Below are 12,077 nucleotides of genomic sequence, written 5' to 3' on the forward strand. Positions count from 1 at the left end.
TCGCAATCTTGATCACGGCCGGCTTCCGAGGCTGTGTCCTGCGGAAACGTGCACACACGCGCATGTGGGATGGCGGTCCCACTCGCGCCGATCAAGGACGTGTGAATCCAGATCCAGTTCCAGCGTGGCGTCCAACGTCGCCGGAGCGCGTCGCGGCGAGCAGTCGATGATCGCCTCCAACTCGCTCAGCGCGACGGCCGCGGTCGCCGCGATCCCGGCGGGGGACGCGTGTCCGACGCGGCCCAGCAGCTGCGCCGCGAGATGCGGCCATTCGGCGTCGTTCTGCGCGCGGATCAGGTCCGCGCAGCGCAGGCAGCTGGTGACGCCGGGGAGTACCAAGGGCCCGACGACGCCCTTGTTGTCGCGGATGCGCAGTTGCAGGTGCGGGATCCGGTGCAGCACCAGATCGCTCACCAGCCGTGGATCGGGCATCAGTGTGTCGGCGAGCACCACGAGGTCCGCTCCCCAGGACCGTACCGTGGCCGTGCCGGAGGGGTAGTCGCGAGAACGGCTCGGCCGCAAGCCGAGCGCGCGCAACCCGGCCGACACCGCGTCCGACAGCGGACCGAGCCCGTGCACCCGCACCGCCCGCACCTGCGCGGCGCGATCCTCTGGATGGTCCAGCAGGCCGGCTTCGTCGACCAGCGTGAGCAATGCCACGGCGCGTTCGGCCTCGATCCCGCATTCGCCGGCTCGCCAGACGATCTGCGGCTTGGTACGCAGACCGTCGAGCAGGCGCAGGAACGTGACGACGGTCTCGGCGTCCATGCCTTCCGGATCGAGCACCACCGCGGTTTCCGGATCGCACCCGAGTTGCACGACACCACTCGGGCGGACCAGCACGGTCACCCTCGGCCGCAATCGCGGACCGCGACACATCGTTGTCATGTCATCAGTATGCGGAGCGCGTGGCGGCCGACCTACATCGAAACCCGTAGTTATCCACAGGGTTTCGCTTCATCCACAGTGTGGATCAGGACGATGCGCCGCCCTCTTCGCCCAGGTCGGTGCCGCCGTCGTCGTCCTTGCGTTCGCGCGCGGCCTGCTCGCGGGCCTCGGTTTCGGCTAGTTGCGCGAGCGGATCGTCGAACACGGCCGCGCCGCCGCCGATCACCGAGTCGATGAAGCCCGCGGGGGAGTCCAGATCGTCGGAATCCGGCAGGAGGTCCGGGTGCGCCCACACGCGGTCGCGCGCGGTCATGCCCGCGTCGTCGGTGAGCCTGCGCCACAACGCGGCCGCCTCACGCAGCTTGCGCGGACGCAATTCCAGGCCGACCAGCGTCGCGAAGGTCTGCTCCGCGGGGCCGCCGGTGGCCCGCCGCCTGCGCAGCGTCTCAGCCAGCGCGCCCGCGCCGGGCAACCGGTCGCCGACGGCGTCGGCCACCACCACCTGCACCCAGCCCTCGATGAGCGCCAGCAGCGTTTCCAGGCGTTCCAGCGCCTGCTTCTGCTCGGGTGTGGTCTGCGGCTCGAAGGTGCCCTGCGCCAGGATCTCCTCGAGCTTCGCGGGATCGGTCAGCGACATCGGGTCGATGCCCTGCGCGGCCTGCTCCATCGCGGAGAAGTCCATCCGGATGCCGCGCGCGTAGTCCTCGACCGCGCCGAGCACCTGCTGGCGCAGCCACGGCACGTGCGCGAACAGGCGCTGGTGAGCGGCTTCTCGCGCGGCGAGGAACACCAGGATCTCGCTCTCCGGCTGTTCCAGCCCCGCGCTGAATTCCGAGATCGCCGCGGGCAGCAGCGCCGCGGTGCCGGTGGGCCCGAGCGGGAGGCCGATGTCGGTGGAGGTCAGCACCTCTTTGGCGAGTTGCCCGAGCGCCTGGCCGAGCTGCGAACCGAACGCCAGACCGCCCATCTGGCCCAGCATGCCGACCATCGGCGCGGCGAACTGCCTGGCCTCCTCCGGCAGCGCCGCGGTCCACATCCCCGAGATCTGCTCGGCGACCGGGTCGCACAGGCGCTGCCAGGTGGACAGGGTCTGCTCGATCCAATCGTTGGCGGTCCACGCCACGGTCTTGCCTGCACCGGCGGGGAGGGTGGTCGCGCTGTCGAGCCAGAGTTCGGCGAGGTGCGCGGCGTCGGCCACGGCGCTCGCGGCGCCCGCGGTCACCGGGGCGACGGCCGAGCCGAGCTGTTGACGGGCCAGCCGCTTGGCGACGTCGTAGTTCACCGGCCCGGCCTGCGCGGAGCCCGGCTGACCCATGCCGCTGAGCATCTGGCCGAGCGAGGTCAGCATCTGCCCGAGCTGCGCCGGGTCGAATCCGCCCGCGCCGGACCCACCGATACCGAACCCGAACGGATCGTTCGGGCCGGGACCGCTCGGCTCGTCACCGCGCTTGCGATCGTCGTCGTCGCGGTTCGAGAATCCGAAGGGGAGGTCGTTCATGCCCTTCACGTTACGCGCGTAGCACAGCGTCCCCGTGTTCGCGCGGCGCGAAACCGGTGGCGGCGCGCCCGGGTGAAATGACCGCCTCCGGTGCCTCGCGCCGCCGGTTGTCATTACTGTGGTTCGGGTGAATCGTCGGATCCTCACCCTGGTCGCCGCTCTGATCCCGGTGCTCGTGCTCGGTGTCGCCGGCAGTGTGCTGACTGTGCCGTACGTCGCACTCGGTCCCGGGCCCACCTTCAACACCCTCGGCCAAGTGGACGGCAAGGAAGTCGTCGACGTCCGGGGCACCGAGGTCGATCCGACCACGGGCCATCTCAACATGACCACGGTGTCGGTGCGGGACGGGCTGAGCATCTTCGAGGCGTTCGGCTTCTGGGCCAGCGGCAAGCACGGCCTGGTGCCGCGCTCGGAGGTCTATCCGCCGGGCGTGTCCCGGGAGGAGATCGACAAGTCCAACCAGGAGGACTTCAAGGACTCCGAGGGCAACGCCGAGGTCGCCGCCCTGCACTACCTGAACCTGCCCACGGTCGTGCTGCTGCGCAAGGTGGCCGACGACGGGCCCGCCCATGACGCGCTGCGTGCCGGTGACGAACTGGTCAGCATCAACGGCACCCCGGTCGCGACGCCCAAGGACGTCGTCACCGCGGTCGGGGCCCAGGCGCCCGGCAGCACGCTGACCGTGGTGTACCGGCGCGACAACGCCGAGCAGACCGCGACGATCGTCCTCGGCGCCCGCCCCGGCGACCCGGCCAAGGGCTACCTCGGCGTGACGCCGGGCGAGGGCGCCCGCCCGCCGATGCAGGTGGCCTTCAACCTCGCCGACATCGGCGGCCCCTCGGCGGGCCTGATGTTCAGCCTGGCCCTGATCGACAAGCTCACCCCCGGCGAGCTGGACAGCGGCAAATTCGTGGCGGGCACCGGGACCATTGATCAGGACGGCAAGGTCGGCCCGATCGGCGGCATCCAGTACAAGATGATGGCCGCGCGGGAGGCCGGTGCGGAGACCTTCCTGGTTCCCGCCGCCAACTGCAACGAAGCCAAGCAGCGGACCCCGGACGGCCTGCGGCTGGTGCGCGTCGAGAACCTCACCGGCGCCGTGCAGTCGCTCAACGAGATCAGCGCGGGCAAGGAGCCGGTCAGCTGCGGCTGATGCGGCACCGTGCGGCCGGTGACCCGCTCCAGGCGCTCGGGGCGACCGGGTAGTCACCCGCAAGAGTGTGGGCCGCACCGCAGGTGCAGATCGCGCGCACTCGCCCGGCGCAGCCGGTGCCGCAGCGCGCCCGACCGGCACCGGGCAGTAGTTCACTCGAGCGTATGGTGCAGCGCCTCGACCAGATTCGGTGCCAGGTTGGGGTAGGTGCGCAGGTCGAGATCGCCGAAATCGTCGGCGTCGTCCTCGGGGCGCAGCTGCAGCAGGCACAGCGACGCGCCGTCGCGCAGCACCGCGGCGAACAACCGGGCCTCCCGGCGCTCCGGGTGCGCTTCGGCGGCGGCGCGCGCGGCCGCGTCGGCCGCGTCATGGTCGGCCAGCAGCGGGGCGAGCGCGTCGTCGAGCGTCGATTCGGCGTCCGGCGGCAGCACCACGATCTCCTGCACCAGCACGCAACCCCGGACCGCGGGCGGCCAGCTGGTGGTGGCCAGGAATTCGTCCAACGCGATCGAGCCGCCGGTGATGTCGTCCGGGAAAGCCTCCTGGGCGACCGGCGTCAGCTCGTCGCCGCCGTCGAGCTGGTCCTCCAGTTCCGGCTGCGCCGCGACCAGGTCCGCGGTCGGCACCAGGGCGAACATCTGCGGGGGACGGCCCCACCCCTCGGCGTCGACGAATTCCGCCACCTCCCGGACGGATCGGGCAAGGACGAGTTCGGCGTGCAGGTCTGGGGTCACGCGAATATCCAATCAAACCGCCCGCCGGAGCCGCCGGAAACCCGGACGATCGGTTCCCCGGCGCGGCAAGCGCAACCCTGCCAGCTGGATGGTGTCCGATTTCCGTAGAGTGGGCCGGGACGGTCCGGAAGGACCACCCGCAACATCGGACTGCGGCGCATCGGCCGGGCGTATCGGTGCGAGCGTCGCCGGACCTTGGAGAGTGGCATCGTGGGCATGCGGCCCCCCACCGGCTTACCTTCGCTGTCCCGACGCAGCCGTGTGCTGCTGGTGGCGGCCATCGTCCTCGCGGCGTTGCTGCTGCTCGGGCCGCGGCTGACGGACACCTACACGAATTGGCTGTGGTTCGGCGAGGTCGGCTTCCGCAACGTGTACCTCACGGTGTTGCGGACCCGGGTCCTGCTATTCCTGGCCGTGGCGGCCTTCGTCGGGCTGGTGGTCTGGCTGGCGCTGCTGCTGGCCTACCGGTCCAGGCCGGTGTTCGTGCCGGTGGCGGGCCCGAACGATCCCATCGCGCGCTACCGCACCACGGTGATGAGCAGGCTGCGGCTGTTCGGCGTCGGCATCCCGGTGCTGCTCGGCCTCCTGTCGGGTCTGGTGGCGCAGTCGAACTGGGTGACGGTGCAGCTGTTCCTCAACGGCGGATCGTTCGGCGAGAAGGACCCGGAATTCGGCCTCGACGTCGGGTTCTACGCCTTCGACCTGCCCTTCTACCGCATGGTGCTGAACTGGCTGTTCGTCGCGGTGGTCATCGCGTTCTTCGCCAGCCTGGTCACCCACTACGTCTTCGGCGGGCTGCGCCTGACCGGCCGCGAGGGCACGCTCACCCGCGCCGCGCGGATCCAGCTGGCGCTGCTGGCCGGAACCTTCGTGCTGCTCAAGGCGATCGCGTACTGGTTCGACCGATACGAACTGCTCTCCAGCAGCCGGAAGGAACCCACCTTCACCGGCGGGTCGTTCACCGACATCAACGCGGTGCTGCCCGCCAAGCTCATCCTGCTGTCCATCGCGGTGATCTGCGCGCTGGCCTTCTTCGCCGGCATCGTGCTGCGCGATCTGCGGGTGCCCGCGATGGCCGCCGCGCTGCTGGTGCTGTCCTCGATCCTGGTCGGCGCGGTGTGGCCGCTGGTGGTCGAACAGTTCTCCGTGCGGCCCAACGCCGCGGACAAGGAGAGCGAGTACATCGAACGCAACATCGCCGCCACCAGGCAGGCGTTCGGCATCACCAACGACCGGATCGATTACAAGGACTACAAGGGCGAGAGCAGCAAGAGCCCGCTCGAGGTGCCGGTGGACGCCGCGACCATCGGCAACGCCAGGCTGCTGGACCCGAACATCCTCTCGCCCACCTTCACGCAGCTGCGCCAGCTGAAGAACTTCTACGGCTTCCCGGAGTCGCTGGACATCGACCGCTACAACCTCGACGGTGACGTGCAGGACTACATCGTCGCCGCCCGGGAGCTCTCGCCCGCGGCGCTGAGCGGCAACCAGACCGACTGGATCAACCGGCACACCGTGTACACCCACGGCAACGGCTTCGTCGCCGCTCCCGCCAACCGGGTGAACAAGCCGCCGTCGGACGATCCGAACGCCGCGGGCGGCAGCGGCGACGGCGGTTACCCGATCTTCATGGTGAGCGACCTGTTCACGCCCGCGGACAAGCAGCGGATCAAGGTGGACCAGCCGCGGGTGTATTTCGGGGAGCTGATCTCGCAGGCCAACCCGGACTACGCGATCGTCGGCGCGACGGACGGCCAGCGTCCGCGCGAATACGACTCGGACGTCGCGCAATACACCTACACCGGCAAGGGCGGCGTGCCGATCGGCAACTGGTTCAACCGCCTCGCCTTCGCGGCCAAGTACGCCGAGCGCAACATCCTGTTCTCCTCCGCCATCGCCGAGGACTCGAAGATCATCTTCAACCGCAGCCCGCGCGAACGGGTGCAGAAGGTCGCGCCATGGCTGACCACCGACGGGAACGCCTATCCCGCGGTTGTCGACGGGCGGATCGTCTGGATCGTGGACGCCTACACCACACTGGACAACTACCCGTACGCGCAGACCACCTCGCTGGAGGGCGCGCTGGAGGACAGCATCGACAAGAAGACCGGGCGGTTGCTGCCGCGCAAGGAGGTCAGCTACATCCGCAACTCGGTGAAAGCGACGGTCGACGCGTACGACGGCAGCGTCACGCTCTACGAGGTGGACTCGTCGGACCCGGTGCTGAAGGCCTGGCGCGGAGTGTTCCCGGGCGCGGTGAAGCCGGAGAGCGAGATCTCGCCGGAACTGCGGGCGCACTTCCGCTACCCGGAGGATCTGTTCAAGGTGCAGCGCGAGATGCTGTCGAAGTATCACGTGGACGATCCCCGAGAGTTCTTCACCAACAACGCCTTCTGGTCGGTGCCCGCCGATCCGACCACCGAGGGCGGCACCACCGCCAACCAGCCGCCGTATTACGTGCTGCTCGGCGACCCGAAAACCAACAAGCCGACGTTCAATTTGACCAGCGCGATGACCGGCTACAACCGGCCTTATCTCGCCGCCTATATCTCGGTGCGCTCCGACCCGGACGGGTACGGCAAATTCACGATTCTCCGATTGCCCACGGACACACAGACATTGGGTCCGCAGCAGACGCAGAACCGGATGACGACCTCGCCGGATGTGTCACGCGAGAAGACGCTGCTGTCGAATTCGAACAAAATCAAATATGGCAATCTGCTGACCTTGCCGGTCGCCGACGGCGGCATTCTCTACGTGGAGCCGTTCTACAACGAACGCAACACCGGGCCGAACACGGCGACCTTCCCGCAGCTGCTGCGGGTGCTGGTGAGCTATCGGGACGAGGCGGGCAACGTCAAGGTGGGCTACGCCTCGACCTTGACGGACGCGCTGAACCAGGTCATCCCGGGCGCGGGCACGCTGGCGACACCGTTCGGCGGTGACTCGGGCACCAGGCCGAAGCCGGGCACCGCTCCGGCGCCCGCCGAGGGCAACAACGGGACCGGCGCCGCGTCGACCCCGCCGCCCGCGTCGGTGCCGCCGCCCGCGCCGGGATCGTCCTCGGCCAAGGACGCCGCGGCGGCCGAGCTCAACCGCAAGATCGAGAACGTGCGAAACGCCATGCGCAGCGGGAACTTCCAGGACTTCGGCCGGGCGCTGGACGAGCTGGAAGCCGCCGTCAAGGCGTATCAGGACGCGGGTCGCTGACCGGCGACACCGGTCGGAGAGGCACTGATACGAAAGACGCCGCCATCGTGCCGATGGCGGCGTCTTCGTATTCGTGACGCGGGAGACGTCAGCGACCGAGCGAGTCGATCAGCGCGCTGTTCTGGCTGAGGATCTGCTGGAGCTGGTCCCGCACGCCGTACTGCTCGGCGAGGTCGGCCGCGGCGGACTCGGCCTGCTCGATCACCGACTGCGCGGCGCTCACGGCGGGCTGGGCGGGTTCGGGCACGGCGGGGAGTTCCTCCGCCTCGACGAGCGGCTCGGGCGCGGAGGTGCCCGGGCGCAGGTACTTGCCGCAGGACGGCCAGGCGCCGGGGCCCTGGGTGGCGAGCACGTTCTCCGCTACGCGGATCTGCTCTTCCTTGCTCGCGGTGTGGGCCGAGCCCTTGCCACCGTTGGCCGCCCAGGTGCTCTGCGAGAACTGCAGGCCGCCGTAGTAGCCGTTTCCGGTGTTGATCCCCCAGTTGCCACCGCTCTCACACTGCGCGACGCCGTCCCAGTCGTGGGTCGCCGCGGAGGCGGAAGCGGTGGAGAATGCGAACGGGACGGCAACAAGTGCGCCGGTGATGGCGGCGAGGCCGAAGGCGCGGGTGCTGATCTTCCGGTTCTCAGTCATGGTCGTTTCCCTCCCTGCGCCCGCCGGCACGGCGACGAATTACTGCCGTGTCCCTGTCCCCAGGTCGTCGGGGATCCTCGAACCGCGGGACAGGGTCACCGGTGTTCGGCGGTTCGAGTTCGAGCCCGTCTCGGATGATCCGGGCCGTGGAGTGACGGTAACGAAGAAATCTCAGCAGATCACATCTGGATAACGTCGGAATTGCATGAAGCGAATAACCCGAATATCCCCGTTTTTCCTGGTGGGAAACGTCATCAACACGCTGTGGTGATCGTACGTTATCGCATCGTTATGTGAGTGAGATCACTGCGATATAGTGAAGTACATCACGTTTGAAGTGGTTATCTCGTGGCAAATCTTGTGGGGCGCGGCGTCGGGGCGTGTCTTCCGGGCCGCGGTTGCGGCCTGGTATTTCCGGGGCGCCGGCGTCGGCTCCTGGCCGGCGTTCCGCGGCCTGTTCACCTTCCCGAAACCGCACCTGAGCTGGCGATTTGCAGTCTCAGCGAACGCGTGTGTAATGTTGTGTTCACCGACGCGGGGTGGAGCAGCTCGGTAGCTCGCTGGGCTCATAACCCAGAGGTCGCAGGTTCAAATCCTGTCCCCGCTACTAGCGAAACGGCCCGGAACCACGAGGTTCCGGGCCGTTTCGTTTGCGTTCGATGCCCCAGCGGGTGGCCATCGAGGAGTCGGCCGACATGCGGCTCCGACCCTCCCGCTGGTCCCGGTTGCGGCTATTGCCGGTGCAAGCGCTCCCGCACGGCGTCCATGCGGGCGCGGAGCTCCTCCGGCGTGATCACGCCGCGCTCCATCAGCGTGTGCGCGGTGACGACCACCGAGCGACTGCGTACCGGGAAATCCTGATAGATCGTCTCGCCCAGGGCGTCCTCGGCATGACGGCGTTCCAGGTTGTCCAGGGCGCCGCGCCAAGAGAGGCATTCGCAGGTGGCCTGCATGCTCGACTCCCACGGGTCGGGTGCGCGATCGAGTTCGGGCAGCGCACTCTCCCGGCGCGCCGCGGGATCCAAGGCGCTCAGCAGGACTTCGTACGGACCGCTCGTCACCGGCGTCCCTCCTTCCTCGTGGCGGACTCGACTCGGTTCGGTGGCTGCTGCGCGGTCCAATCGACCTGGGGCAGCGCCACACCGATCATGGTGTCCCGGGTGACGATGGCGGCCAGCTGCTCCTCGGTCCAGCCCTCGGTGCCCTCGGGGCGCATCGGCAGCACCATGAACCGCGACTTCTGGTTCGAATCGTGCACCCGGATCTCCACGTCGGGCGGGAAATGCAAGCCGAATTCGGCGAGCACCTCGCGGGGCCGGCGCACCATGCGGCGACGGTAGTTGGGCGTGCGATACCAATCCGGGGACATCCCCAGCACCGGCCGCGGATAGCACGAGCACAGCGTGCACACGATGACGTTGTGCACCTGCGGCGTGTTCTCCAGTACGTAGAAGTAGGTGTAGTCGCTCGGTGTCCCGGACCCGGTCGGATCGCGCCAGTCGATGCCGACCTCCTTGCACGTCTCGGTCCCGTCGGCGAGCAGGCGCGCCTTGAACTCGGGATCGGTCCACGCCTTGGCCACGAGTTTCGACCCGCCGTGCGGCCCGACCGATTCGGCCCACTCGCTGAACCGGCGGTGGTCCTCCTGGGAGAACAGGCCCTTCTCGATGGCGAGTTCCCGGACCGCCGTCTCGAGCACTTCGAACTCGCTGATCTCCTCGCTCGTCCGGATCGGCGCGTGCGCGTCGTGATCGTGGGTCCGGCTCACTGGGCATCCTCCTCCGCGGGCTCGAGCCAGCGCTCGGAGACCTCCGTCTCCAGGGTGTCGACGTCGAAGCCGGTGTATGTGGGCCACAAATCTCTCTGACGGAATCGCACGACGTAGAACGGTTCGACGCGACCGTCCTCGCGTCCCCACGCCTCGTCCTCCGGGATGATCCACTCCGGGCGGTGCTCGACGACGACCCCGGTGTGCCCCCGGGTGTAGGCCTGGGTGCGGGTGTGGAACATCGACGTGGCGTCGCGGACCCGCACACGATCGCCGATTCGGTACTTCCTGCTCATGCGCGCGCCTCCAGTCGGGCGCGTACTTCGTCCAGCTTGGCCGACAGTTCGTCGGGGGTGATCAGACCCTTGGCGACCAAGGTCTTCGCGGCGACGGTCGCCCAGCGCGCGTAGTAGGGGAGACCGAAGTACAACGTCGCGCCCAGGTCGTTCTCCGCTCGCCTGCGTTCTTCGGAATTCCACACGCCGCGCCAGCCGAGGCATTCGCAGGTGACGTAGGTGCTCATCTCCCAGGGCTGTTCCTCCTTCTCCCGGTATTCGACCGGGATGTCCGGCTGTCCGCCCACGTCGTGCAGCACGTGCCGGAGGGCGGCGAACAATTCGTTGGAGATCTCGTAGGGGGAGTCCAGCGGTTCGCGGAAGACCGGTGCGAGGTCCGCGACGCGATGCTGCAACTCGTCGAATCGGTTCGGTGCGCTCATGATGTCTCCGAAGTGACGGATCCGGTGTCTCCGGCGCGGCGTTCGCGGCGGGTGTATGGGCACGCGCCGCCACTCATCGAGGCGGGAGTGGAAACGAGCGCCATGGGGACTCCAGCGGGACGGCCGGCCCGGCCATCGGGCAGGCGGGTGCAGTCAGGCGGGGGGTGTGACCCCAGTCACAATCACATGGTTCGGAAGCCAAGGGTACACGTCAAGATCGATTTGCTGAAGGATGACTGCGGCGCGGGGCGACGGCGCGCATCCTCTCGGATCAGGCTCTTGACTAGCCGGAAATGTGGAGGAGACTAGTCATTACACCGGAACACCGGTAGGTGAGCGCACTGCCAGCTGAGACGTCGGCAGGCAGTGAAGGCAACCGACCCAGGATCCGGCTAGGCCCCCGGCAAGCCAGCCGAAATACCGGAGTATTCAGCGACGACTGAGGCTCACGGTTTCGACGAGACTACCGGGGACTGATCTGTGTAGGGGGTTTTTCACCTGGGTTCCAGGCGCGCGAGCGCGACGCGGCGCTCCGGCCGAATCGGCTCACTCCAACGGAATGCTGATGGTTGACTAGCCGTGTGCCGGCTGTCTCGGCCCGCACATCGGCAACCCATGTCAGGAGGCACCCGCAATGCCCACTCATGACGGAAGCTGGCCGCAGGGAACGCCGTGCTGGGTCGACTGCCAGGTCGACGACCCGGCGCGCGCCCGCGAATTCTACGGCGCTCTCTTCGGCTGGGAGATCGAGGACAGCCCGCCCGAGGCGGGGGGATATCTGATGGCGATGCGCAACGGCCGCCCGGCCGCCGGCATCGGACCCAAGCCGGAAGGCATGCCGATGCCGTCGGTGTGGACCACCTATCTCGCCGCCGACAGCGCCGACGCCGTCGCGCAGAAGGTCGGCGCCGCGGGTGGCTCGCTGATGATGCAACCGTTCGACGTGCTCGACGTCGGCCGCATGGTCGTCGGCGCCGATCCCACCGGAGCGGTATTCGGGGTCTGGGAGGCCAAGGCACACGCCGGCGCTGGCATCTACAACGAGCACGGCGCCTACTGCTGGAACGAGCTGCACACCAGCGACTACAAGCAGGCGCAACAGTTCTACGCCGACGTGTTCGGCTGGCACTACACCGAGATCGGCGACGGCGAGCACTTCGTGTACTCCACGTTCAGCCTGGCGCAGGACGGCGACGCCGTCGGCGGCGTGAACGACTCGACGAAGATGCCGGGTGACAACCCGTCGTATTGGCTGGCCTGGTTCCAGGTCGACAACACCGACGACGCGCTCGCCAAGGCGGGCGAACTCGGCGCGACCGTCATGTCGGGCCCCGACGACAGCCCCTTCGGCCGCATGGGCATCGTCCAGGGCCCGCAGGGCGAGGTCTTCGGCATCATCGATCCGACGACGACCGTCGGGGAACCGCCGACCGGCGGGTGAGCCATCGGCAGCGACAACCGAGCCACCGCGCTC

The 12,077-nt window shown here is 68.4% G+C and carries 11 protein-coding genes and 1 tRNA gene; 4 read left to right on the top strand and 8 right to left on the bottom strand.

The annotated features are described in order from the left end of the window. Positions 1-12 precede the first annotated feature (12 nt). A complete protein-coding gene (locus QMG86_RS05315; protein WP_281878017.1) occupies positions 13-888 on the bottom strand; it encodes a hypothetical protein in 876 nt (291 codons plus the stop codon). 85 nt (positions 889-973) lie between these two features. Continuing rightward, the gene (locus QMG86_RS05320) at positions 974-2,386 is read right to left on the bottom strand and encodes a zinc-dependent metalloprotease (protein WP_281878018.1); all 1,413 of its coding nucleotides are present in this window, start codon (positions 2,384-2,386) and stop codon (positions 974-976) included. 127 nt (positions 2,387-2,513) lie between these two features. On the opposite strand from QMG86_RS05320, the gene QMG86_RS05325 reads away from it, so the two are divergent. After that, positions 2,514-3,539: a YlbL family protein gene (locus tag QMG86_RS05325; protein WP_281878019.1), complete on the top strand. Its 1,026-nt coding sequence runs from the start codon at positions 2,514-2,516 to the stop codon at positions 3,537-3,539. Between the two features lie 152 nt (positions 3,540-3,691). On the opposite strand, the gene QMG86_RS05330 is transcribed toward QMG86_RS05325, so the two are convergent. Further along, positions 3,692-4,273, bottom strand: a complete 582-nt coding sequence (locus QMG86_RS05330; protein WP_281878021.1) for a PPA1309 family protein — start codon at positions 4,271-4,273, stop codon at positions 3,692-3,694. 210 nt (positions 4,274-4,483) lie between these two features. On the opposite strand from QMG86_RS05330, the gene QMG86_RS05335 reads away from it, so the two are divergent. Beyond that, positions 4,484-7,483, top strand: a complete 3,000-nt coding sequence (locus QMG86_RS05335; protein ID WP_281878022.1) for a UPF0182 family protein — start codon at positions 4,484-4,486, stop codon at positions 7,481-7,483. 88 nt (positions 7,484-7,571) lie between these two features. Here the strand turns inward: QMG86_RS05335 and QMG86_RS05340 are convergent, their stop codons facing one another. Beyond that, entirely contained in the window at positions 7,572-8,117 is a 546-nt protein-coding gene (locus tag QMG86_RS05340) for a transglycosylase family protein (protein WP_281878023.1), read from the bottom strand. A 533-nt stretch (positions 8,118-8,650) separates the two neighbouring features. On the opposite strand from QMG86_RS05340, the gene QMG86_RS05345 reads away from it, so the two are divergent. Further along, positions 8,651-8,724: transfer RNA gene (locus QMG86_RS05345), tRNA-Met, on the top strand. Positions 8,725-8,848: 124 nt separating this feature from the next. Here the strand turns inward: QMG86_RS05345 and QMG86_RS05350 are convergent. Genes QMG86_RS05350 through QMG86_RS33530 form a run of 4 tightly spaced genes read right to left on the bottom strand, consistent with a single transcriptional unit; the run spans position 8,849 to position 10,603 of the window. After that, positions 8,849-9,178, bottom strand: coding sequence for an SH3-like domain-containing protein (locus QMG86_RS05350; protein WP_281878024.1), 330 nt, complete (start codon positions 9,176-9,178; stop codon positions 8,849-8,851). Then, a complete protein-coding gene (gene scnC / locus QMG86_RS05355; protein WP_281878025.1) occupies positions 9,175-9,885 on the bottom strand; it encodes a thiocyanate hydrolase subunit gamma in 711 nt (236 codons plus the stop codon). The genes QMG86_RS05350 and scnC overlap by 4 nt, the downstream gene beginning before the upstream one ends. Next, complete coding sequence (locus QMG86_RS33525) at positions 9,882-10,181, bottom strand: SH3-like domain-containing protein (RefSeq protein WP_350356367.1); 300 nt, start codon at positions 10,179-10,181, stop codon at positions 9,882-9,884. Before QMG86_RS33525 ends, scnC begins: the two co-directional genes overlap by 4 nt. Further along, positions 10,178-10,603 (bottom strand): hypothetical protein, encoded by a 426-nt coding sequence (locus QMG86_RS33530; protein ID WP_350356368.1) that lies wholly within the window; start codon positions 10,601-10,603, stop codon positions 10,178-10,180. The genes QMG86_RS33525 and QMG86_RS33530 overlap by 4 nt, the downstream gene beginning before the upstream one ends. Positions 10,604-11,237: 634 nt before the next feature. On the opposite strand from QMG86_RS33530, the gene QMG86_RS05365 reads away from it, so the two are divergent. Further along, complete coding sequence (locus QMG86_RS05365; protein WP_281878027.1) at positions 11,238-12,044, top strand: VOC family protein; 807 nt, start codon at positions 11,238-11,240, stop codon at positions 12,042-12,044. Positions 12,045-12,077: the final 33 nt, after the last annotated feature.

It is taken from the genome of Nocardia sputorum, from assembly GCF_027924405.1.
Taxonomy (GTDB): domain Bacteria; phylum Actinomycetota; class Actinomycetes; order Mycobacteriales; family Mycobacteriaceae; genus Nocardia; species Nocardia sputorum.